This window comes from Phenylobacterium soli (genome assembly GCF_003254475.1).
GTDB classification, from domain to species: domain Bacteria; phylum Pseudomonadota; class Alphaproteobacteria; order Caulobacterales; family Caulobacteraceae; genus Phenylobacterium; species Phenylobacterium soli.
Genome location: NZ_QFYQ01000001.1, coordinates 2278316 through 2301787 on the forward strand (window position 1 = coordinate 2278316; position 23472 = coordinate 2301787).

Here is a 23472-nt window from a genome sequence, read left to right on the forward strand (position 1 = left end):
CATCTTCCCCGACAACCCTTTCGTTTAAGGACCAAATCAAATGGCCAATCTGCAAGAACTCGTCGACAGCCTGTCGGCCCTCTCCGTCCTGGAAGCCGCTGAGCTCTCCAAGATGCTCGAAGAAAAGTGGGGCGTCTCCGCCGCGGCTCCGGTCGCCGTGGCCGCCGCTCCCGGCGCCGGTGGCGCCGCTCCGGCCGAAGCCGCCGAAGAGCAGACCGAGTTCACCGTCGTGCTGACCGCCGGCGGCGACAAGAAGATCAACGTGATCAAGGAAGTCCGCGGCGTCCGTCCGGACCTCGGCCTGAAGGAAGCCAAGGACCTCGTCGAAGGCGCTCCGCAGAACGTGAAGGAAAACGTTTCCAAGCAGGAAGCGGAAGAGATCAAGAAGAAGCTGGAAGAAGCCGGCGCCTCCGTCCAGATCAAGTAGTCTGGCGGACAGCTCAGCTGTTTCCGAAAGGGCCGGGAGAAATCCCGGCCCTTTTTCGTGGCCGTTTCCCTTTTCCGTCGCCGTTTCCCTTTTTCGTCGCCGTTTCCAGGGGGGGCGGGAGGCGCGGCGCGCGCCGCGATATGAACCCTGAATGAACGGCAGGAACTTTCGGTGCGGCTCCCTGGTTAGGGGGCTGCGCGACCAGCGTAAGACTATCGGAAGCTAGCGAATGCCCGGGCTTGCCCGGGCGAAGAGGCGGCGTGAGGCACTCCACCCCACGCCGCCTCATTTTGTCCGGCGACAATTTCTTTCCGTCAAATGCGTGTGGGGGCTTCCCTCAAGGCGCGAAAAGGCCTATCTGCGCTCTTTCGCGAAATCTCCGATTCACGCACCGCTTTCGCGCGTGTTGCTCCGAGGCATGGTCCGTCGCCCTCCGACCATGCGAGGGAGCGCCCCCGACGTCACCAGGGGGCCCATCCAGCGTCCGGCTCCGCCCTAGGCGGAGTTCCGAGGGTGGACGCAGGGATCTAATCGACGCCGGGACTCCGTCCCGCCGCGTCCAAGGGACAAAGATGGCGCACTCCTACACCGGTAAGAAGCGGATCCGGAAGTCGTTCGGCCGCATCCCCGAAGCCGTGCAGATGCCGAACCTCATCGAGGTTCAGCGCTCCTCCTACGAGCAGTTCCTGCAGCGCGAAGTCCGGCCCGCCGACCGCGGCGACGAGGGCCTGGAAGCGGTCTTCAAGTCCGTATTCCCGATCAAGGACTTCAACGAGCGCGCGGTGCTCGAGTACGTCTCCTACGAGTTCGAGGAGCCGAAGTACGACGTCGAGGAATGCGTCCAGCGCGACATGACCTATGCCGCGCCCCTGAAGGTGAAGCTGCGCCTCATCGTCTTCGAAACCGACGAAGAGACCGGCGCCCGCTCCGTGAAGGACATCAAGGAGCAGGACGTCTACATGGGCGACATCCCGCTCATGACGGAGAAGGGCACCTTCATCGTCAACGGGACCCAGCGCGTCATCGTCTCGCAGATGCACCGCTCGCCGGGCGTCTTCTTCGACCACGACAAGGGCAAGACCCACGCCTCGGGCAAGCTGCTGTTCGCCGCCCGCGTGATCCCCTACCGCGGCTCGTGGCTCGATTTCGAGTTCGACGCCAAGGACATCGTCTACGTCCGTATCGACCGCCGCCGTAAGCTGCCGGCCACCACCTTCCTGATGGCGCTCGGCATGGATGGCGAGGAGATCCTCTCCACCTTCTACGACACCGTTTCCTACGAGAAGCGCGCCGACAAGAAGGGCCAGGCGGGCGGCTGGACCACCCCCTACAAGGCCGAGCGCTGGCGCGGCGCCAAGCCGGACTTCGCCCTGGTGGACGCCGACACCGGCGAGGAGATCGCCCCGGCCGGCCAGAAGATCTCGGCGCGCAACGCCAAGAAGTTCGCCGACGCGGGCCTCAAGACCCTGCTGCTGCCGCCGGAAGCCCTGGCGGGCAAGTACCTGGCGCGCGACCTGGTGAACTTCGAGACCGGCGAGATCTACGCCGAAGCCGGCGACGAGCTGGACGCCGGCCTGCTGGCCGCGCTGGAGGAGCAGGGCTTCTCGACCCTCGACGTCCTCGACGTCGATGAGGTGACGCTCGGCGCCTACATCCGCAACACCCTGCGCGTCGACAAGAACACCGCCCGCGAGGACGCGCTGTTCGACATCTACCGCGTCATGCGTCCGGGCGAGCCGCCGACGGTGGAAGCCGCCGAGGCGATGTTCAAGTCGCTGTTCTTCGATTCCGAGCGCTACGACCTGTCCTCGGTCGGCCGCGTGAAGATGAACATGCGCCTGGAACTCGACTGCCCCGACGACGTGCGGATCCTGCGCAAGGAAGACGTGCTGGCGGTGCTGCAGACCCTGGTGGGCCTGCGCGACGGCCGCGGCGAGATCGACGACATCGACAACCTCGGCAACCGCCGGGTGCGTTCGGTCGGCGAACTGCTGGAGAACCAGTATCGCGTCGGCCTGCTGCGCATGGAGCGGGCGATCAAGGAGCGCATGAGCTCGGTCGACATCGACACGGTCATGCCGCACGACCTGATCAACGCCAAGCCGGCCGCGGCCGCGGTGCGGGAGTTCTTCGGCTCCTCGCAGCTGTCGCAGTTCATGGACCAGACCAACCCGCTGTCGGAAATCACCCATAAGCGGCGTCTGTCGGCCCTCGGCCCGGGCGGCCTGACCCGCGAGCGCGCGGGCTTCGAAGTCCGCGACGTGCACCCGACCCACTACGGCCGGATCTGCCCGATCGAGACGCCCGAAGGTCCGAACATCGGTCTGATCAACTCGCTGGCCACCCACGCGGTGGTCAACAAGTACGGCTTCATCGAGAGCCCGTACCGGCGGATCAAGGACGGCAAGATCACGGACGAGGTGGTCTACATGTCGGCCATGGAAGAGGCGAAGCACGCCATCGCCCAGGCCAACATCAAGCTCGACTCCGGCGTCATCGTCGAAGACCTGGTCCCCGGCCGGATCAACGGCGAACCCACCCTGATCGTGAAGGATCAGGTGGACCTGATGGACGTGTCGCCCAAGCAGGTCGTCTCCGTCGCCGCCTCGCTGATCCCGTTCCTCGAGAACGACGACGCGAACCGCGCGCTGATGGGCTCGAACATGCAGAAGCAGGCTGTGCCGCTCATCCAGTCGGATGCGCCGCTGGTCGGCACCGGCATGGAGAGCGTGGTGGCCGTGGACTCCGGCGCCGTCGTGGTGGCCCGCCGCCCCGGCGTGGTGGAGAACATCGACGGCACCCGTATCGTCGTGCGCGCCACCGAAGAGACCGACCCGACGAAGCCGGGCGTCGACATCTACCGCCTGCAGAAGTTCCAGCGCTCCAACACCTCGACCTGCATCAACCAGCGTCCGCTGGTGCGCGTGGGCGACCGGGTGAAGGCCGGCGACGTGATCGCCGACGGCCCGTCGACGGAGCTGGGCGAACTGGCGCTGGGCCGCAACGCCCTCGTCGCGTTCATGCCCTGGAACGGCTACAACTTCGAAGACTCGATCCTGATCTCCGAGCGGATCGTGCGCGATGACGTGTTCACCTCGATCCACATCGAGGAGTTCGAGGTCATGGCCCGCGACACCAAGCTGGGCCCGGAAGAGATCACCCGCGACATCCCGAACGTCGGCGAGGAAGCGCTCCGCAACCTCGACGAAGCGGGCATCGTGGCGATCGGCGCGGAAGTGCAGCCCGGCGACATCCTCGTCGGCAAGGTCACGCCGAAGGGCGAAAGCCCGATGACCCCCGAAGAGAAGCTGCTGCGCGCCATCTTCGGCGAGAAGGCTTCCGACGTCCGCGACACCTCCCTGCGTCTGCCCCCTGGCGTCGCCGGCACCATCGTGGAAGTCCGCGTCTTCAACCGCCACGGCGTCGACAAGGACGAGCGGGCCCTGGCCATCGAGCGCGCCGAGATCGACCGCCTGGGCAAGGACCGCGACGACGAGTTCGCGATCCTGAACCGCAACATGCAGGGCCGTCTGCGCCAGCTGCTGGTCGGCAAGAACGCCGTCTCGGGTCCGAAGGGCCTGGGCCGCGGCGAGATCACCGCCGACAAGCTGGAAGAGATCGCGCCCGGCCTGTGGTGGCAGATCGCCCTCGACGACGAGAAGGCGATGGGCGAGCTCGAAGCGCTGCGCAAGCAGTTCGACGAGGCCCGCAAGCGCCTCGACCGCCGCTTCGAGGACAAGGTCGACAAGCTGCAGCGTGGCGACGAGCTGCCGCCCGGCGTGATGAAGATGGTCAAGGTGTTCGTGGCGGTGAAGCGCAAGCTGCAGCCGGGCGACAAGATGGCTGGCCGTCACGGCAACAAGGGGGTCATCTCCAAGATCCTGCCGATCGAGGACATGCCCTACCTGGAGGACGGCACCAGCGTCGACATCGTGCTGAACCCGCTGGGCGTGCCTTCGCGGATGAACGTCGGCCAGATCTTCGAGACCCACCTCGGCTGGGCCGCGGCCGGTCTCGGCAAGCAGGTCGCGCGCGTCCTCGAGGACTGGCAGAACGGCGGGCAGAAGCAGGCGCTCGTCGAGCACCTGCGCGAGGTCTACGGCAAGGACGAGGAACTGCCGGACACCGAGGAGGAGCTCGTGGAGCTCGCCCGCAACCTGTCGAAGGGCATCCCCTTCGCCACGCCGGTGTTCGACGGGGCCCACATCGACGACATCGAGAACCTGCTCGAGAAGGCGGGCCTCGACCGCTCCGGCCAGTCGTACCTGTACGACGGCCAGACGGGCGAGCGCTTCAAGCGTCCGGTCACGGTCGGCTACATCTACATGCTGAAGCTGCACCACCTGGTCGACGACAAGATCCACGCCCGTTCGATCGGCCCGTACTCGCTCGTCACCCAGCAGCCGCTGGGCGGCAAGGCGCAGTTCGGTGGTCAGCGCTTCGGGGAAATGGAAGTCTGGGCCCTGGAAGCCTACGGCGCCGCCTACACCCTGCAGGAGATGCTGACGGTGAAGTCGGACGACGTGGCCGGCCGGACGAAGGTCTACGAGTCCATCGTCCGCGGCGACGACACCTTCGAGGCCGGCATTCCGGAAAGCTTCAACGTGCTGGTCAAGGAGATGCGCTCCCTCGGCCTGAACGTGGAGCTGGAGAACAGCTGACGCGACGCCTTCGGTCCTCCCTCGGCGACGGGGGAGGGCGCTTCGCCCAGCTCTGAATGAATTTTCGCGGGGTCCGTCCCGCAGAAGGAACCAAGATGAACCAGGAAGTCCTGAACATCTTCAATCCGGTGCAAGCCGCGCCGACGTTCGACCAGATCCGCATCGCGCTCGCGTCGCCGGAAAAGATCCGGTCGTGGTCGTTCGGCGAGATCAAGAAGCCGGAAACGATCAACTACCGCACGTTCAAGCCCGAGCGTGACGGCCTGTTCTGCGCCCGCATCTTCGGTCCGACGAAGGACTACGAGTGCCTGTGCGGCAAGTACAAGCGGATGAAGTACAAAGGCATCATCTGCGAGAAGTGCGGCGTCGAGGTGACGCTGGCGCGCGTCCGGCGCGAGCGGATGGGCCACATCGAGCTGGCCAGCCCGGTCGCCCACATCTGGTTCCTGAAGTCGCTGCCCTCGCGCATCGCCCTGATGCTCGATATGGCGCTGAAGGACGTCGAGCGCGTCCTGTACTTCGAGAACTACATCGTCACCGAGCCGGGCCTGACCCCGCTGAAGCAGCACCAGCTGCTGTCGGAAGACGACTACATGCGCTTCCAGGAGGAGTTCGGCGACGACAGCTTCACCGCCGAGATCGGCGCCGAGGCCGTCCACGGCATGCTGAAGGGCCTCGAGCTCGAGAAGGTGGCCGAGCAGCTTCGCGAGGAGCTGAAGACCACCACCTCCGAGATGAAGCTCAAGAAGGCGTCCAAGCGCCTGAAGCTCATCGAGAGCTTCATGGAGAGCAACAACAAGCCGGAATGGATGATCCTGACGGTCATCCCGGTGATCCCGCCGGAGCTGCGCCCGCTGGTGCCGCTCGACGGTGGCCGCTTCGCGACCTCCGACCTGAACGACCTCTACCGGCGGGTCATCAACCGGAACAACCGCCTCAAGCGCCTCATCGAGCTGCGCGCGCCGGACATCATCATCCGCAACGAAAAGCGGATGCTGCAGGAAGCCGTCGACGCCCTGTTCGACAACGGCCGCCGCGGCCGCGTGATCACCGGCGCCAACAAGCGTCCGCTGAAGTCGCTGGCCGACATGCTGAAGGGCAAGCAGGGCCGCTTCCGCCAGAACCTGCTCGGCAAGCGCGTCGACTACTCGGGCCGTTCGGTCATCGTGGTCGGCCCCGAGCTGAAGCTGCACGAGTGCGGCCTGCCGAAGAAGATGGCGCTCGAGCTGTTCAAGCCGTTCATCTACGCGCGGCTGGACGCCAAGGGCCTGTCCGGAACCGTCAAGCAGTCCAAGCGCATGGTGGAGCGTGAGCAGCCGGCGGTGTGGGACATCCTCGACGAGGTGATCCGCGAGCACCCGGTGCTGCTGAACCGCGCCCCGACCCTGCACCGTCTGGGCATCCAGGCGTTCGAGCCGAAGCTGATCGAAGGCAAGGCCATCCAGCTGCACCCGCTGGTCTGCGCCGCGTTCAACGCCGACTTCGACGGCGACCAGATGGCCGTCCACGTGCCGCTCTCGCTGGAAGCCCAGCTGGAAGCGCGCGTGCTGATGATGTCGACGAACAACATCCTGTCGCCCGCCAACGGCCGGCCGATCATCGTGCCGTCGCAGGACATCGTTCTCGGTCTCTACTACCTGTCGCTGGCCAAGGACGGCGAGCCGGGCGAGGGCAAGGTGTTCGCCGATCTCGGCGAGATCGAGCTGGCGCTCGACGCCAAGGTCATCACCCTGCACTCGAAGGTGAAGGCGCGCTTCTCCGAGAGCGACGCCGACGGCAACATCGTGCGCAAGCTGATCGACACGACGCCGGGCCGGATGAAGATCGCCGCCCTCCTGCCTCAGCACCCCGCGATCGGCCACCGGCTGCTCGACAAGGCGCTGACCAAGAAGGAGATCGGCAACCTGATCGACACCGTCTACCGGCACTGCGGTCAGAAGGCGACGGTCATCTTCGCCGACCAGATCATGGGCCTGGGCTTCCGCGAGGCGGCCAAGGCGGGCATCTCGTTCGGCAAGGACGACATCGTCATCCCGGCCCGCAAGAAGCCGATCGTCGAAGAGACCCGCAAGCTGGTCGAGGAGTACGAGCAGCAGTACGCCGACGGCCTGATCACCAAGGGCGAGAAGTACAACAAGGTGGTCGACGCCTGGGCCAAGGCGACGGACCGGGTGGCCGACGAGATGATGGCCGAGGTGGCGACGACCCCGATGGTCGACGGCCGCACCGGCGAGATCAACTCGATCTACATGATGAGCCACTCCGGCGCCCGCGGTTCGCAGGCCCAGATGAAGCAGCTCGGCGGCATGCGCGGCCTGATGGCCAAGCCGTCCGGCGAGATCATCGAGACGCCGATCACCTCGAACTTCAAGGAAGGCCTGACCGTCCAGGAGTACTTCAACTCCACCCACGGCGCCCGTAAGGGCCTGGCCGACACCGCGCTCAAGACGGCGAACTCGGGCTACCTGACCCGCCGCCTCGTGGACGTGGCGCAGGACTGCATCATCAACGAGGAAGACTGCGGCACCACGCGCGGCATCACGCTGCGGGCGGTGGTCGAGGGCGGCGACGTGCTCGTCTCGCTCGGCCTGCGCATCCTGGGCCGTTTCGCGGCCGAGGACGTGAAGGACCCGGGCACGAACGAAGTGATCGTGCCGGCCGACACCTACCTCGACGAGAACATGATCGAGCTGATCGAAAGCGCCGGCGTCCAGTCGGTGAAGGTCCGCTCGGTCCTGACCTGCGAGGCCAAGAACGGCGTCTGCGCGGCCTGCTACGGCCGTGACCTGGCGCGCGGCACCCCGGTGAACATCGGCGAGGCCGTGGGCGTCATCGCCGCCCAGTCGATCGGCGAGCCGGGCACCCAGCTGACGATGCGGACTTTCCACATCGGCGGCACCGCCCAGGTGGCCGAGCAGTCGTTCTACGAGTCCGGCAACGAAGGCGTGGCCCGGATCAGCGGTGGCAACACCGTCATCGCTCCGGACGGCGCCCTGATCAGCATGAGCCGCAACCTGCAGCTCACCGTGCAGGTCGATGGCAAGGACCGCGAGGCCTACAAGGTGCCTTACGGGGCCCGCCTGAAGGTCAAGGACGGCGACAAGGTCAAGCGCGGCCAGCGCCTGGCCGAGTGGGACCCCTACACCACGCCGATCATCACCGAAGTGGGCGGCCGGGTGCGCTTCGAGGACCTGGTGGAGAACGTCTCGGTCCGCGAGGAAGCCGACGAAGCCACCGGCATCTCGAACCGCGTGGTCATCGACTGGCGCGCCTCCACCAAGGGTTCGGACCTGCGTCCGGCCATGGCGGTGCTGGACGAGCAGGGCGCCTACAAGCGCATCTCCAACGGCGGCGAGGCCCGTTACCTCCTGCCGGTCGGCGCCATCCTTTCGCTGGGTGACGGCGACGAGGTGAAGCCGGGCGAGGTGCTGGCCCGTATTCCGACGGAAAGCGCCAAGACGCGCGACATCACCGGCGGTCTGCCGCGGGTGGCCGAGCTCTTCGAAGCGCGGCGTCCGAAGGATTGCGCGGTCATCGCCGAGATGGACGGCCGGGTCGAGTTCGGTCGGGACTACAAGAACAAGCGCCGCATCAAGATCACGCCGGAGGACGGCGGCGAGGCGGTCGAGTTCCTGATCCCGAAGGGCAAGCACATCGCCGTCCACGACGGCGACGTGATCCGCAAGGGCGAGTACCTCATCGACGGCAACCCGGATCCGCACGACATCCTGCGCATCCAGGGCATCGAGGCGCTGGCCGACTTCCTGGTCAACGAGATCCAGGAGGTCTACCGACTGCAGGGCGTGCCGATCAACGACAAGCACATCGAGACGATCGTGCGTCAGATGCTGCAGAAGGTGGAGATCCTCGAGCCGGGCGACACCGGCCTGCTCAAGGGCGACCACCTGGACAAGGTTGAGGTCGACGAGGAGAACGCCAAGGCGGAAGCCCGCGGCGGCCGCGCGGCGCTCACCCAGCCGGTCCTGCTCGGCATCACCAAGGCCTCGCTGCAGACGCGCAGCTTCATCTCGGCGGCGTCGTTCCAGGAGACCACCCGGGTCCTCACCGAGGCCTCGGTCCAGGGCAAGATCGACACCCTGGAAGGCCTCAAGGAGAACGTCATCGTCGGCCGCCTCATCCCGGCGGGCACGGGCTCGTACCTGCGCAACCTGCAGCGCATCGCCGCCAAGCGCGACGAGGCCCTGGCGCAGAGCCGCGAGCAGGCGATGGAGCCTCTGCCCGAGGTCATCGCCGACGCGGCCGAGGCCGAACGCGTGGAGCAGTAGCCTCCGGCCACAGACTCCAGTCAGTACGCGTACCGAGCGGCCCGGGAGCAATCCCGGGCCGTTTCGTTTGTGGGCGGACCGCATAAAAATGACGGGGGCGTCATCTTTTCTGCGGCAGTTTGATCCAGATCAAAGATGACGGAGGCGTCATTTTTATCGTGCGGCTAACGCCCGGGAGAGGCCCGGGCGGTTCACGGAAAGTGGATCAGGGAAACGCCAATGCTGCACGTCTCTGTCGTGAAGGGCCCGCCCACCGAGGTTCAGTACTTCGATGAGGACGACCTCGCCCACCGGCTGACCGACCACGACGTCGAGGTCATCCGCGAGATCTTCAAGACCCCGCTGACCGGCTCCTACAACTGGGACTACGAGGCGGCCAACGCCCGTATCCGGCGGCTCTACGAGCTCGGCAAGCGCTTCAACTGGAACGCCGAGCTGGACGTGGACTGGAGCCAGGCCCTGCCGGCCGACGCCGGCGACGAGATCGAGCCCGAAGGGTGGCGCGACCATCCGAAGTGGAAGGCGCTGAGCCCTGAGCAGAAGCGCGAGTTCATGGCCCGCACCAACGCCCAGACCCTCTCCCAATTCCTGCACGGCGAGCAGGGCGCCCTGATGGTCGCCTCCCAGCTCGTCACCTGCGCCCCGACCCACGACGCCAAGCTCTACGCCGCCTCCCAGACCTTCGACGAGGCGCGGCACGTGGAGGTGTTCCATCGCTATCTGATGGAGCGCTGCCACATGATCTATCCGATCAATCCGAACCTGAAGTTCCTGCTCGACAAGGTGCTGACCGACGAGCGCTGGGACCTGAAGTTCATCGGCATGCAGATCCTCATCGAGGGCCTCGCGCTGGCGGCCTTCCAGACCATCCACTCGACCACCAAGGACCCGCTGCTGCGCGACATCGTCGGTCTGGTCATGCGCGACGAGGGCCGCCACGTGGCCTTCGGCGTCAACTACCTCGAGGACTGGATCCGCTCGCTGCCGCAGGAGCAGATCGAGGAGCGGGCGCAGTTCGCCTACGAGGCCTGCGTGGTCATGCGCAACCGCCTGGTGTCGACCAACGTGGCCCAGGAGTTCGGCTTCACCGAGGAGGAGGCGCTGGAGGTCAACAACGCCAGCCAGGGCGGTCAGGCGTTCCGCACCTTCCTGTTCGAGCGGATGATCCCGAACCTGAAGCGCGTGGGCCTGCTCACCGACAAGATCCGGCCGAAGTTCGAGGAGCTGGGCGTGCTCCAGTTCGAGAACCTCAAGGACGACGGCATGATCGACTGGGCGACGCTGGAAGCGCCGCTGCAGAAGGCGGGCGGCCGCGTCGCGGCCTGATCAGAAGGGAGCGGAGGCTTTCGGGCGGTCGTTACCAAGCGAGCGTCCGAGGTCCTCGGCCGTCGCGCCAGGTCCGCCCTGGGACAGCCCCGCCGGCGGCGGGGCTTCCTTGTATCTGCGCTCCGCCTCCTTGCGCGCCCCGGCGCGCTCGAGCGCGCCCTGCTTGCCGGCCGGAAGGCCGAGTCCGCGGAACGGCGCGGCGCCGGCGCCCTGGCCGAGCTGTTCGGCGCAGGCCTCGCGCTCCTCGCGCGACAGGCCGGCGGCCTCGGGATTGGCGCAGCCGATGGCGCTGCGGCGCAGCGTCAGCCTCAGCTCCTCCTTCTGGCCGCCCCTGGGCAGGGGCGCGGGCCGGAAGACGGGCGGGGCGGGCGAGGCGGGCTGGGTCTTCGGCTCCGGCACGTGCAGCGGCGGCACCGGCAGCTCCTTGGGCGCATAGCGCAGTTGGCGGCGGTGCAGGCGGATCGGCGCGGGGGCGACGCCCGCCGCGCGGGGCGCGGGCGGCGTGCGCGGCATCAGGAGGATGGGAATGATCGGCTCGGGCGGGCCGCGGCTCTCGTGCGGGATGAACAGGCTGGGCGCATGCAGGGCCACCGCCGTCAGGAGGACGGCGTGGATGACGGCCGAGACCGCGATCGCTCCGATCTTCCGGCCGCGCCTGGCCGCCGACATCCGCGTTCAATCCCCCGTACCAGCTCGGCCGTACCAAGACCGGCCCCCACGGCGATTTCGTGACCGAATGGGGGCCTTTGAAAACAACGGCCTGCCGAGAGCAGGGACGTTGACGGGCGAGCGCTTCACGACTATGTAGCGCGCTCTTTCGAGGCCGGGATTCTTCCCAGTCCCGATGAACGTCTCCCCGCCGGAACGCAAAGTCACGCGTCCCGGCGAGTTTTTGCGTTCAGAGGGCGGTCTCGGAACCAAGACAGTCAAGGACCCCAATCGAGGCGCTTCGGCCAAACGGCACACGCCTCCACGCAAGCGAGATTAGATGCCCACAGTCAACCAGCTCATCCGCAAGCCGCGTTCGCCCAAGCCGTCGCGGAACAAGGTGCCCGCCCTGAAGGGCTGCCCGCAGCGCCGCGGCGTCTGCACCCGGGTTTACACTACGACCCCGAAGAAGCCGAACTCGGCGCTTCGTAAGGTCGCTAAGGTGCGCCTGACCACGGGCATCGAAGCGGTGTGCTACATCCCCGGCGAAGGCCACAACCTGCAGGAGCACTCCGTGGTGCTCATCCGTGGCGGCCGCGTGAAGGACCTTCCGGGCGTCCGCTACCACATCCTGCGCGGCGTGCTCGACACCCAAGGGGTCAAGGACCGCAAGCAGCGCCGTTCGCTCTACGGCGCCAAGCGTCCGAAGTAAGGAAGTTCAGATATGTCCCGCCGCCGCCGCGCTGATAAACGCGAAGTCCTTCCGGATCCCAAGTTCGGTGATCTGACCGTCACGAAGTTCATGAACTACGTGATGTACGAAGGCAAAAAGGCCGTCGCCGAGAACATCCTCTACGGCGCCTTCGACATCCTCGAGACCCGCCGCAAGGACATGGGCCCGCTGGAAACCTTCCACGCCGCGCTCGACAACGTCGCCCCGGCGATCGAGGTCCGCTCCCGCCGCGTCGGCGGTGCGACCTACCAGGTTCCGGTGGAAGTCCGTCCCGAGCGCCGCCGTGCGCTGGCCATCCGCTGGCTGGTCAACGCCGCCCGTTCGCGCGGCGAGAACACCATGACCGAGAAGCTCGCCGGCGAGCTGCTCGACGCCGCGTCGAACCGCGGTTCGGCCGTCAAGAAGCGTGAAGACACGCACAAGATGGCCGAAGCCAACCGGGCCTTCTCGCACTACCGCTGGTAAGCCCCTACATCCACTGCTTCCCGGTGCGGGCGGTTTGAGCTAAACCGCCCGCGCCGTTCGTTTCAGCACCCCCCGAACCGCCCTTTTACGCAGAGCGTCCGCTATGCCCCGCACGCATAAGATCGAAGACTACCGCAACTTCGGAATCATGGCCCACATCGACGCGGGCAAGACGACGACGACCGAGCGGATCCTCTACTACACCGGCAAGAGCCATAAGATCGGCGAAGTCCACGATGGCGCGGCCACCATGGACTGGATGGAGCAGGAGCAGGAGCGCGGCATCACGATCACGTCGGCCGCGACGACCGCCATCTGGAATGGCAAGCGCCTGAACATCATCGACACCCCCGGGCACGTGGACTTCACCATCGAGGTGGAGCGCTCGCTCCGCGTCCTCGACGGCGCCGTGGCGGTGCTCGACGGCAACCAGGGCGTGGAGCCGCAGACCGAGACGGTCTGGCGCCAGGCCGACAAGTACAACGTTCCGCGGATCGTGTTCGTCAACAAGATGGACAAGATCGGCGCCGACTTCGACTTCTGCGTGAAGACGATCCGCGAGCGGCTCGGCGTGAAGGCCGTGCCAATTCAGTTCCCGATCGGCTCGGAGGCCTCGCTGAAGGGCCTCGTCGACCTCGTCCGCATGAAGGCGGTGGTGTGGGACAACGACGGCCTCGGCGCGAACTACCGCGACGAGGAGATCCCGGCCGACCTCAAGGAGAAGGCCGAGGAAGCCCGCAACTACATGATCGAGAACGCCGTCGAACTCGACGACGACGCGATGGAATCCTACCTCTCGGGCGAAGAGCCCTCCGAGGAAGTGATCAAGAAGTGCATCCGTAAGGCCGTGCTGACAGGCGCCTTCTATCCGATCCTCTGCGGCTCGGCGTTCAAGAACAAGGGCGTCCAGCCGCTGCTCGACGCCGTGGTCGACTACCTGCCGTCGCCGGTGGACATCCCGCCGACCAAGGGCATCGACTTCCGCACCGAAGAGGAAGTGGAGCGCAGGGCCTCCGACGACGAGCCGCTGTCGGTTCTGGCGTTCAAGATCATGGACGACCCCTTCGTGGGCTCGCTGACCTTCTGCCGCATCTACTCGGGCAAGCTCGAGACCGGCATGGGCCTGCTGAACTCGACGCGCGACAAGCGCGAGCGGGTCGGCCGCATGCTGCTGATGCACTCGAACAACCGCGAGGACATCAAGGAAGCCCACGCCGGCGACATCGTCGCCCTGGCGGGCCTGAAGGACACGCGGACCGGCGACACCCTGTGCGACCCGAACAAGTCGCCGGTGATCCTGGAGCGCATGGAGTTCCCCGATCCCGTCATCGAGATCGCCGTGGAGCCGAAGTCGAAGGCCGACCAGGAGAAGCTGGGCGTCGCCCTGGCCAAGCTGGCCGCGGAGGATCCCTCCTTCACCGTGTCGACCGACCACGAGTCCGGCCAGACCATCCTCAAGGGGATGGGCGAGCTGCACCTCGACATCAAGATCGACATCCTGAAGCGGACCTACAAGGTCGAGGCGAACATCGGCCAGCCGCAGGTGGCCTACCGCGAGAGCATCTCGCGCAAGGCCGAGATCGACTACACCCACAAGAAGCAGACCGGTGGCACCGGCCAGTTCGCCCGCGTGAAGCTGGTGTTCGAGCCGGGCGAGCAGGGCTCGGGCTTCCAGTTCGAGAGCGCCATCGTCGGCGGCGCGGTGCCGAAGGAATACATCCCGGGCGTCCAGAAGGGCCTCGAGAGCGCCAAGGAAAACGGCCTGCTGGCCGGCTTCCCGCTGATCGACTTCAAGGCCACCCTGATCGACGGCGCCTTCCACGACGTCGACTCCTCGGTCCTGGCCTTCGAAATCGCCAGCCGCGCGGCCTTCAAGGAACTGCGCGAGAAGGGCGGTCCGAAGCTGCTCGAGCCGATCATGGCCGTCGAGGTCGTGACGCCCGAGGAATACCTGGGCTCGGTCATCGGCGACCTGAACAGCCGCCGGGGCCAGATCCAGGGCCAGGACGTGCGCGGCAACGCTACGGTGGTGAACTCCTTCGTCCCGCTCGCCAACATGTTCGGCTATGTGAACCAGCTGCGCGGCATGTCTCAGGGCCGGGCTCAGTTCACCATGACGTTCAGCCACTACGACACGGTGCCGCAAGTCGTCGCCGACGAAGTGATCAAGAAGTACGCCTAACTATCCAACCCTAGTTTAGAGGACAGGCCCGGACAGGGCTGGAGCTTGAAATGGCCAAGGAAAAGTTCGAACGCACTAAGCCGCACTGCAACATCGGCACGATTGGTCACGTTGACCATGGCAAGACGACGCTGACGGCGGCGATCACGATGACGCTGGCGAAGACGGGCGGCGCGACGGCGAAGAAGTACGACGAGATCGACGCGGCGCCGGAAGAGAAGGCGCGCGGCATCACGATCAACACGGCGCACGTGGAATACGAGACGTCCAAGCGCCACTATGCGCACGTGGACTGCCCTGGCCACGCCGACTACGTGAAGAACATGATCACGGGCGCGGCGCAGATGGACGGCGCGATCCTGGTGGTGTCGGCGGCCGACGGCCCGATGCCGCAGACCCGCGAGCACATCCTGCTGGCCCGCCAGGTGGGCGTGCCGGCGCTGGTGGTGTTCATGAACAAGGTCGACATGGTCGACGACGCCGAGCTGCTGGACCTGGTGGAGATGGAAGTTCGCGAGCTTCTGTCGAGCTACCAGTTCCCGGGCGACGAGATCCCGATCGTGAAGGGCTCGGCGCTGGCGGGGGTGGAAGGCCGTGATCCGGAGAGCGGCGGGAAAGCGATCGTGTGGCTGATGTCGGAGGTGGACGAATACATCCCGCAGCGGGAGCGTCCGATCGAGCCGCCGTTCCTGATGCCGGTGGAAGCCGTGTTCTCGATCTCGGGCCGCGGCACGGTGGTGACCGGTCGTATCGAGAAGGGGATCATCAAGGTCGGCGAGGAAGTCGAGATCGTCGGCATCCGTCCGGTTCAGAAGACGACCTGCACGGGCGTCGAGATGTTCCGCAAGCTGCTGGACCAGGGCCAGGCGGGCGACAACGTCGGCGTGCTGCTGCGCGGCACCAAGCGCGAGGAAGTCGAGCGTGGCCAGGTGCTGTGCAAGCCGGGCTCGATCACTCCGCACACGAAGTTCGTGGCCGAGGCCTACATCCTGACCAAGGAAGAGGGCGGCCGTCACACGCCGTTCTTCACCAACTACCGTCCGCAGTTCTACTTCCGCACGACGGACGTGACCGGCGTGATCAAGCTGAAGGAAGGCGTCGAGATGATCATGCCCGGCGACAACGCCGAGCTGGACGTCGAGCTGATCACCCCGATCGCCATGGACCAGGGCCTGCGTTTCGCGATCCGCGAAGGCGGCCGTACGGTCGGCGCGGGCGTCGTCTCGAAGATCATCGAGTAGTCGGACCGGCTCCCCGCAAGGGAAGCCATCCCACCTCAAAGCGAGGGCCGCCAGGGCAACCCGGCGGCCCTTTCTTTTGCGCCTGATCCGTCGGCGACGAGGGGGTGGCATGACCGGAAAGTCATGACCGCGAATTAAGCTGTGTCTTCAGGGCGCCCGGACTAGCTTCGGCTCAGCAACTTGGACTTAGGGCTTGGGACTGGGGCTGATGAGACTTGCGATGTGCTTGACGGGCGCGGCCGTTCTTCTGGCGAGCGCCGGCGCAGCGGGCGCCGCCTCCGCGGAAACCCGCAGCGTGGAGCTCAGGGACGTGGTCGCCCGGGTGACCGTCGTGCCGGAGGACCGCGCCGACGTGAAGGTGGAGTTCCTCTCCGCCAACCCGAAGCTGCCGATCACCGTGAGCAACGAGGGTGGACGGACCGTCGTAGACGGCGGCCTCGATCACCGCATTCGCGGCTGTCATCGCGACTCCGAACATCCGAGCGCCCACGTGCGCGGCGTCGGCCGTATCGGCGCTGGCGAGATGCCGCAGGTGGTGATCCGCACCCCGAAGGACGTGGTCATGACCTCGGACGGGGCGGTGTTCGGCTCGATCGGCCGCTCCACGAGCCTGGAGATCCAGGACAGCGGCTGCAACACCTGGACCATCGCAGACAGCGCCGGCGACGTGCGGATCAGCGAGTCCGGGGCAGGGGCCGTGCGCATGGGCTCGGCCGAGCGGCTCGAACTGCACCTCTCGGGCGCCGCGGACGTGCACGCCGTGCGCGTCCGCCAGGGGATGACCGCCAGCCTCTCGGGGGCGGGCGACGTGAAGGTCGAAGACCTTTCCGGGCCGGTGAAGGCCGACGTCTCCGGGCTCGGCCACGTCCGGGCGGCAGGCGGTCACGTCACCGAGCTTCGGGCCTCGGTGTCCGGGGTCGGCGGCATGGATTTCGGCGGCGTCGCCGACAACCTGCACGCCAGCATTTCCGGTCTCGGCGGCATTCGTGTGAAACAGGTCACCGGATCGGTGACAAAGTCGGTCTCTGGCCTCGGCCACGTGACCGTCGACCAGCCGCGCAGCTGACGCGGCGGCCAAGGCAAGGAGTTCGAAGATGCGCATTGCCCAGATGCTGACCGCCGCCGCCGGGGCCGGGGCCCTTACCCTGGCCTTCGCCGGCGTCGCCGACGCCGCCAGCGTCGAGGTCAAGGACGCCGTGGCCCGGGTCACCGTGATCCCCGAGAACCGCTCGGACGTGAAGGTGGAGTTCCTGGCCACCAATCCGCGCCTGCCGATGAAGATCCGCTCCTTCGGCGGCCGCACCATCGTCGACGGCGACCTCGGCCGGCGGATCCGCAGCTGCCGCGGTTCGGGCCAGAGCGCCCGGGTCGAGGTCCGCGGCGTCGGCGAGGTCGGCTGGAACGAGATGCCCCAGGTCGTCATCCACACCCCGCGCGCCGCCAGCGTCGAGGCGGGCGGGGCTGTGTTCGGCTCGGTCGGGCGCTCGGCGGCGCTGGAGCTCGGCAACGCCGGCTGCGGCGACTGGACCGTCGCCAACGTCGAGGGGCGCCTGAAGCTCAGCCAGGCCGGCTCGGGCAACACCCGCACCGGCGCGGCCGGCGAGGCCAAGATCCGTGTGGCCGGCTCGGGGGATGTGTGGACGGCCGAGGTGCACGGGCCGCTGGACGTGGACATCGCCGGCTCCGGCAACGTCACCGTGGCCTCGGTCTCGGGCCCGCTGGAGGTCCGGGTGGCCGGCTCGGGGGACGTGAAGGTCTCGGGCGGGCACGCCACCTCTATGAGCGTGGCCATCGCCGGCTCGGGCGACGTCGACTTCGGCGGCGTGGCCGACAGCCTGAAGGCCCGGATCGCCGGCTCCGGCGACGTCCACGCCCGCGAGGTGAGGGGCGCGATCTCCAAGGCCGTCATGGGTTCGGGCGGGGTTTCGGTCGGCGAGTGAGCCCGGCTGCGAGGGGCGCGGGTCGGGCCATTTCCGGCCCCGCGGACCCTTGACGGAAGCGAGTCGCATAGGTATTACCGCGCCTCCTGTTGGACCGGCTGTAGCTCGAAAGGGCTAGACGCGGCCCGCAGAACGGCCTGAGACAGTGCATTACGTAGCGTTTCGGGATGGGCCCTCGCGGGTTTCGCGCGGGCCTAAGTCGTTTGTGCGGACTTTCGCGTACGGGCTCTCTTCGGAGGGTTCGGGCTGGTCTTTGAAATGGTCGAGATCACGCGGGCGGGCCGCCGTCTGTTAGGAATGAAAAGAGCGATATGGATCGTCAGAACATCCGCATCCGGCTCAAAGCCTTCGATCACCGCGTGCTGGACCATTCCACCCGCGAGATCGTGAACACGGCGAAGAGGACGGGCGCCACCGTGCGCGGGCCGATCCCGCTGCCCACTCGCATCGAGAAATTCACCGTCAACCGCTCGCCGCACATCGACAAGAAGTCGCGCGAGCAGTTCGAAATCCGCACGCACAAGCGCGTGCTCGATATCGTCGACCCCACCCCGCAGACCGTGGACGCGCTGATGAAGCTCGACCTGTCCGCCGGCGTGGACGTCGAGATCAAGCTCTAAGGGGATCGGTCCGATGCGAACCGGCGTGATCGCCAAAAAGCTGGGCATGACGCGCTTCTTCGATGAAGCGGGCAGCCACGTTCCCGTCACCGTGCTCAGCCTCGAGGGCTGCCAGGTGGTGGGTCAGCGCACCTCCGACAAGGACGGCTATGTGGCCCTCCAGCTCGGCGCGGGCGCGAAGAAGGCCAAGAACACCTCCAAGGCCATGCGCGGCCACTTCGCCAAGGCTCAGGTCGAGCCGAAGCGGACCGTGGCGGAGTTCCGGGTTTCCGAAGACAACCTGATCGACGTGGGCGCGGAGATCACCGCCGACCACTTCGTCCCCGGTCAGAAGGTGGACATCACCGGCCTGACCGTCGGTAAGGGTTTCGCCGGCTCCATGAAGCGCTGGAACTTCGGCGGCATGCGCGCCACCCACGGCGTGTCGGTGTCGCACCGGGCGCACGGCTCCACGGGTAACCGTCAGGATCCGGGCCGCACCTTCCCGGGCAAGAAGATGGCCGGCCACCTCGGCCAGGAAACCGTCACCACCCTGAACATCACCGTCTGGCGCGTCGACGTCGAGCGCGGCCTGATCCTGGTCAAGGGCTCCGTGCCCGGCACCGAAGGCACGTTCGTGAAGATCCGCGACGCGGTGAAGTCGGCCCTGCCGGCCGAGGCCCCGAAGCCGGGCGCCTTCCGCTCCAGCGGCGAACCCACCCCGGCCGAGGCCGTGGGCGAGGAAGCCCCGGTGGAAGCCGCCGCCGCTCCGGAAACGGCCGCTGAAGAGACCGCCGCGCCGGAAGCCGCCGCTCCGGAAGCGCCCGAAGCTGGGGATCAAGCGTAATGAAGCTCGACGTCATCAAGCTGGACGGCGGCAAGGGCGGCTCGATCGAGCTGCCGGACGATATCTTCGGCATCGAAGAGATCCGCGCCGACATCCTGCAGCGCTGCGTCACCTGGCAACTCGCCAAGCGCCGCGCCGGCACCCACAAGATCCAGGTCCGCAACGAGGTCTCTCGTACCGGCAAGAAGATGTACAAGCAGAAGGGCACCGGCGGCGCCCGTCACGGCTCGCGCCGGGCGGCCCAGTTCGTCGGCGGCGCCAAGGCCCACGGCCCGGTCGTGCGCAGCCACGCCTTCGACCTTCCCAAGAAGGTCCGGGCGCTGGCGCTGAAGCACGCGCTGTCGTCGAAGGCCAAGGCCGGCTCGCTGATCGTGCTGGACGGGGCGACCGTGAAGGACGCCAAGACCGCCGCTCTGCGCGCCTCGCTTGCCAAGATCGGCGTGACCAACGCCCTGGTGATCGCCGGGGTCGAGGTGGACGCCAACCTGAAGCTCGCCGCGCGCAACATCCCGAACGTGGACGTGCTGCCGAACGCGGGCCTGAACGTCTACGACGTGCTGCGCCGCCAGACCCTCGTCCTGACCAAGGACGCGGTCGACGCGATCCGCGCGCGCTTCCAGCCTGAGGAGGCTGCGTGATGGCCGATCAGCCCACCGCCCGTCACTACGACGCCATCGTCGCGCCGGTGATCACCGAAAAGGCCACCCTGCTCTCCGAGCAGAACAAGGTGGTCTTCCAGGTGGCCGCGGACGCCACGAAGGACGAGATCGCCGCCGCGGTCGAAGCGCTGTTCAAGGTCAATGTGACCAAGGTCAACACCCTCAACGTGAAGGGCAAGACCAAGCGCTTCCGCGGCATCGTCGGCCGTCGCTCCGACGTCAAGAAAGCTGTCGTGACCCTGGCCGAAGGCCAGTCGATCGACATCACCACGGGGCTCTGACCTAGATGGCTCTGAAGCAGTTCAACCCGACTTCGCCGGGCCGGCGTCAGCTGGTCCTGGTCGACAAGTCCGAGCTCCACAAGGGCAAGCCGGAGAAGTCCCTCGTCGAGGGCCTGACCAAGTCCGGCGGCCGTGGCGGCGGCGGCCGGGTGGCCGTGCGCTTCCGTGGCGGCGGCGCCAAGCGCCTCTACCGGATCGTGGACTTCAAGCGTCGCAAGTTCGACGTCGCCGGCAAGGTCGAGCGTCTGGAGTACGACCCGAACCGCAGCGCCTTCATCGCCCTGATCCGCTACGCGGACGGGGAGGTGGCCTACATCCTGGCGCCGCAGCGCCTGAAGGTGGGCGACGAGGTGATCGCGGCCGAGAAGGCCGACGTGAAGCCCGGCAACGCCATGCCGCTGCGCGCCATGCCGATCGGCACCATCATCCACAACATCGAGCTCAAGCCGCTGAAGGGCGGCCAGATGGCTCGGGCCGCGGGCGCCTACGCCCAGCTGGTCGGCCGCGACGCCGGCTATGCCCAGATCCGTCTCGGCTCCGGCGAGCTGCGGATGGTGCAGGACAGCTGCATGGCCACCGTCGGCGCCGTGTCGAACCCGGACCACATGAACGAGGTCCTCGGCAAGGCCGGCCGCAATCGTCACAAGGGCAAGCGCCCGCACGTCCGCGGCGTCGCCATGAACCCCGTCGATCACCCGCACGGCGGCGGTGAAGGCAAGACCTCGGGCGGCCGTCACCCGGTCACCCCGTGGGGCCAGCCGACCAAGGGCCGCAAGACCCGCACCAACAAGGCGACGGACAAGTTCATCATCCGCTCGCGTCACGCCAGGAAGGCTCGCTAAGGCATGACCCGCTCTGTCTGGAAAGGTCCGTTCGTCGACGGATACCTGCTCAAGAAGGCCGAGGCCCTCCAGGGCTCCGGCCGCAAGGACGTGATCAAGACCTGGTCGCGCCGCTCCACCATCATGCCGCAGTTCGTCGGTCTGACGTTCGGCGTCCACAACGGCCAGAAGCATGTGCCGGTCCTCATCTCCGAGGACATGGTCGGCATGAAGCTCGGCGAGTTCGCCCCGACCCGGTTCTTCCCGGGCCACGCGGCGGACAAGAAGGCCAAGAGGAAGTAAGATGGCCAAGCAAGCCAAAGAGCGCCGGTACACGGCCGCCGAGGCGGTGGCCAAGGTGCGGACCCTCCGCACCAGCCCGCGCAAGCTCAACCTCGTCGCCCAGTCGATCCGCGGCCTGAAGGTCCAGCGGGCGCTGAACGAGCTCGAGTTCAGCCACAAGCGCATCGCGAAGGACGTTCGCAAGGCGCTCTACTCGGCGATCTCCAACGCCGAGAACAACCACAACCTCGACATCGACTCCCTGGTCGTCGCCGAGGCCTACGTGGGCAAGAACCTGGTGATGAAGCGCTTCGCCGCCCGTGCGCGCGGCCGCGCCTCTCGCATCGAAAAGCCGTTCAGCGAGATCACCATCGTGGTCCGCGAGCTGGGTGAGGCCGCCTGATGGGTCAGAAAGTCAATCCGGTCGGGCTCCGCCTCGGCATCAACCGCACCTGGGACAGCCGCTGGTTCGCCGACGGCGCCGAGTACGGCAAGCTGCTGCACGAGGACATCAAGGTCCGTCGCGCGCTGAAGAAGCGCCTCTATCAGGCCGGCGTGTCGCGGATCGTCATCGAGCGTCCGCACAAGAAGTGCCGCATCACCATCTATGCCGCGCGCCCCGGCGTGATCATCGGCAAGAAGGGCGCGGACATCGACAAGCTGCGCAAGGACATCGCCGCCATGACCGCGGGCGAAGTCCACCTGAACATCGTCGAGGTGCGCAAGCCCGAGACCGACGCCCAGCTGGTGGCCGAGAACATCGCCCAGCAGCTCGAGCGCCGCGTCGCCTTCCGCCGCGCCATGAAGCGCGCGCTGCAGAGCGGCATGCGCCTGGGCGCCAAGGGCATGCGCATCGAGGTCGGCGGCCGTCTGGGCGGCGCCGAAATCGCCCGTTCGGAGTCGTATCAGGAAGGCCGCGTTCCGCGTCACACGCTGCGCGCCGACATCGACTACGGCGTGACCGAGGCTTCCACCACCTACGGCGTCATCGGCGTCAAGGTGTGGGTCTTCAAGGGCGAAGTCCTCGAGCACGATCCGATGGCGCTCGACAAGCGCCTGGCCGGCGAAAGCGGCCCGGCGGGTGAGGGCGGCGGCCGCGAGCGCGGCGATCGTCCCGAGCGCGGGCCGCGCCGTGAGCGCCGTGGCGCTGACGCGAACGCTTAAGGGCTGACCGATGCTGTCTCCGAAGAAGACCAAGTACCGCAAGCAGTTCAAGGGCCGCATCAGCGGCATGGCCAAGGGTGGCTCTGCCCTGAACTTCGGCTCCTACGGGCTGAAGTCGCTGCAGCCTGAGCGGATCACCGCGCGCCAGATCGAAGCGGCGCGTCGTGCGATCACCCGCCAGATGAAGCGCCAGGGCCGTGTCTGGATCCGCATCTTCCCGGACGTGCCGGTCACCGGCAAGCCGGCCGAAGTGCGGATGGGCTCGGGCAAGGGCTCGGTGGAATACTGGGCCGCTCGCGTCGAGCCGGGCCGGATCATGTTCGAAGTGGACGGCGTTCCGGACGACGTCGCCCGTGAAGCCCTGCGCCTCGGCGCGGCGAAGCTTCCGGTGCGCACCAAGATCGTCACGCGGATCGACGCCGGCGCTCTGGAGCACGCGTGATGAAGATCGATGACGTCCGGGGCATGACGCCCGACCAGCTGAACGAGCAGCTCGTCAACCTGAAGAAGGAGCAGTTCAACCTGCGCTTCCAACGGGCGACCGGCCAGCTCGAGAAGACCCACCGCGTTGACGAGGTGCGCAAGGATATCGCGCGCATCAAGACCGTCATGCGCGCGAAGCAGGCTCAGGCCTAAGGAGCTCTGATCGATGCCGAAACGAATTCTCGAAGGCGTGGTCGTCTCCGACAAGGGCGACAAGACGGTGGTGGTGAAGGTCGAGCGGACCTTCCTGCACCCGGTGCTGAAGAAGACCGTCCGTCGGTCCAAGAAGTACCACGCCCACGACGAGGCCAACGCCTACAAGACCGGCGACGTCGCCCGCATCATCGAGTGCGCGCCGAAGTCGAAAACGAAAACCTGGGAAGTGCTGCCTAAGGGCGGCGCGGCCCAAGCCTAAGGATCGACATCC

22 protein-coding genes are annotated in these 23472 nt (G+C 66.9%); 21 read left to right on the forward strand and 1 reads right to left on the reverse strand.

The features are described 5' to 3' along the window. The first annotated feature begins 40 nt into the window (after positions 1-40). The 4 genes from rplL to DJ017_RS11305 all read left to right on the forward strand — a co-directional run bounded on the left by rplL (position 41) and on the right by DJ017_RS11305 (position 10700). On the forward strand, positions 41-427 hold the full coding sequence (gene rplL, locus DJ017_RS11290) for a 50S ribosomal protein L7/L12 (RefSeq protein WP_111528809.1): 387 nt from the start codon (positions 41-43) through the stop codon (positions 425-427). 572 nt (positions 428-999) lie between these two features. Further along, positions 1000-5088, forward strand: coding sequence for a DNA-directed RNA polymerase subunit beta (gene rpoB / locus DJ017_RS11295; RefSeq protein ID WP_111528810.1), 4089 nt, complete (start codon positions 1000-1002; stop codon positions 5086-5088). Positions 5089-5183: 95 nt separating this feature from the next. Next, positions 5184-9374 carry a DNA-directed RNA polymerase subunit beta' gene (gene rpoC, locus DJ017_RS11300; RefSeq protein ID WP_111528811.1) on the forward strand — a complete coding sequence of 1397 codons (4191 nt, stop codon included), beginning with the start codon at positions 5184-5186 and terminating at the stop codon, positions 9372-9374. A gap of 219 nt (positions 9375-9593) precedes the next feature. Continuing rightward, on the forward strand, positions 9594-10700 hold the full coding sequence (locus tag DJ017_RS11305) for a ferritin-like domain-containing protein (protein WP_111528812.1): 1107 nt from the start codon (positions 9594-9596) through the stop codon (positions 10698-10700). Here the strand turns inward: DJ017_RS11305 and DJ017_RS11310 are convergent, their stop codons facing one another. Beyond that, positions 10701-11369 carry a flagellar biosynthesis protein FlhF gene (locus tag DJ017_RS11310; RefSeq protein ID WP_111528813.1) on the reverse strand — a complete coding sequence of 223 codons (669 nt, stop codon included), beginning with the start codon at positions 11367-11369 and terminating at the stop codon, positions 10701-10703. It lies immediately after the preceding gene. 319 nt (positions 11370-11688) lie between these two features. Here DJ017_RS11310 and rpsL point away from each other — a divergent pair, with 319 nt between their 5' ends. The 17 genes from rpsL to rpsQ all read left to right on the forward strand — a co-directional run bounded on the left by rpsL (position 11689) and on the right by rpsQ (position 23460). After that, complete coding sequence (gene rpsL / locus DJ017_RS11315) at positions 11689-12060, forward strand: 30S ribosomal protein S12 (protein WP_111528814.1); 372 nt, start codon at positions 11689-11691, stop codon at positions 12058-12060. 12 nt (positions 12061-12072) lie between these two features. Then, positions 12073-12546, forward strand: coding sequence for a 30S ribosomal protein S7 (rpsG, locus tag DJ017_RS11320; protein ID WP_111528815.1), 474 nt, complete (start codon positions 12073-12075; stop codon positions 12544-12546). Positions 12547-12649: 103 nt separating this feature from the next. Beyond that, the gene (fusA, locus tag DJ017_RS11325) at positions 12650-14728 is read left to right on the forward strand and encodes an elongation factor G (protein ID WP_111528816.1); all 2079 of its coding nucleotides are present in this window, start codon (positions 12650-12652) and stop codon (positions 14726-14728) included. A 50-nt stretch (positions 14729-14778) separates the two neighbouring features. Then, entirely contained in the window at positions 14779-15969 is a 1191-nt protein-coding gene (tuf, locus tag DJ017_RS11330; protein ID WP_111528817.1) for an elongation factor Tu, read from the forward strand. A gap of 220 nt (positions 15970-16189) precedes the next feature. Continuing rightward, positions 16190-17035 (forward strand): head GIN domain-containing protein, encoded by an 846-nt coding sequence (locus DJ017_RS11335; RefSeq protein ID WP_111528818.1) that lies wholly within the window; start codon positions 16190-16192, stop codon positions 17033-17035. Between the two features lie 28 nt (positions 17036-17063). Beyond that, positions 17064-17909, forward strand: a complete 846-nt coding sequence (locus tag DJ017_RS11340; RefSeq protein WP_111528819.1) for a GIN domain-containing protein — start codon at positions 17064-17066, stop codon at positions 17907-17909. A gap of 311 nt (positions 17910-18220) precedes the next feature. Next, on the forward strand, positions 18221-18529 hold the full coding sequence (rpsJ, locus tag DJ017_RS11345) for a 30S ribosomal protein S10 (RefSeq protein ID WP_012521787.1): 309 nt from the start codon (positions 18221-18223) through the stop codon (positions 18527-18529). A 13-nt stretch (positions 18530-18542) separates the two neighbouring features. Further along, positions 18543-19355 (forward strand): 50S ribosomal protein L3, encoded by an 813-nt coding sequence (gene rplC / locus DJ017_RS11350; protein WP_111528820.1) that lies wholly within the window; start codon positions 18543-18545, stop codon positions 19353-19355. Beyond that, entirely contained in the window at positions 19355-19993 is a 639-nt protein-coding gene (gene rplD / locus DJ017_RS11355; RefSeq protein WP_111528821.1) for a 50S ribosomal protein L4, read from the forward strand. Before rplC ends, rplD begins: the two co-directional genes overlap by 1 nt. Then, complete coding sequence (locus DJ017_RS11360; RefSeq protein ID WP_111528822.1) at positions 19993-20295, forward strand: 50S ribosomal protein L23; 303 nt, start codon at positions 19993-19995, stop codon at positions 20293-20295. The genes rplD and DJ017_RS11360 overlap by 1 nt, the downstream gene beginning before the upstream one ends. A gap of 5 nt (positions 20296-20300) precedes the next feature. Then, positions 20301-21137, forward strand: a complete 837-nt coding sequence (rplB, locus tag DJ017_RS11365) for a 50S ribosomal protein L2 (protein ID WP_111528823.1) — start codon at positions 20301-20303, stop codon at positions 21135-21137. 3 nt (positions 21138-21140) lie between these two features. After that, a complete protein-coding gene (gene rpsS, locus DJ017_RS11370; protein WP_111528824.1) occupies positions 21141-21419 on the forward strand; it encodes a 30S ribosomal protein S19 in 279 nt (92 codons plus the stop codon). A gap of 1 nt (position 21420) precedes the next feature. Further along, positions 21421-21801, forward strand: coding sequence for a 50S ribosomal protein L22 (gene rplV / locus DJ017_RS11375; RefSeq protein WP_111528825.1), 381 nt, complete (start codon positions 21421-21423; stop codon positions 21799-21801). Then, on the forward strand, positions 21801-22562 hold the full coding sequence (gene rpsC, locus DJ017_RS11380; protein ID WP_111528826.1) for a 30S ribosomal protein S3: 762 nt from the start codon (positions 21801-21803) through the stop codon (positions 22560-22562). Before rplV ends, rpsC begins: the two co-directional genes overlap by 1 nt. A 10-nt stretch (positions 22563-22572) precedes the next feature. Continuing rightward, entirely contained in the window at positions 22573-23004 is a 432-nt protein-coding gene (gene rplP, locus DJ017_RS11385) for a 50S ribosomal protein L16 (RefSeq protein ID WP_111528827.1), read from the forward strand. Next, a complete protein-coding gene (rpmC, locus tag DJ017_RS11390; RefSeq protein ID WP_111528828.1) occupies positions 23004-23198 on the forward strand; it encodes a 50S ribosomal protein L29 in 195 nt (64 codons plus the stop codon). Before rplP ends, rpmC begins: the two co-directional genes overlap by 1 nt. A 13-nt stretch (positions 23199-23211) precedes the next feature. Then, a complete protein-coding gene (gene rpsQ, locus DJ017_RS11395) occupies positions 23212-23460 on the forward strand; it encodes a 30S ribosomal protein S17 (RefSeq protein ID WP_111528829.1) in 249 nt (82 codons plus the stop codon). Positions 23461-23472 lie beyond the last annotated feature (12 nt).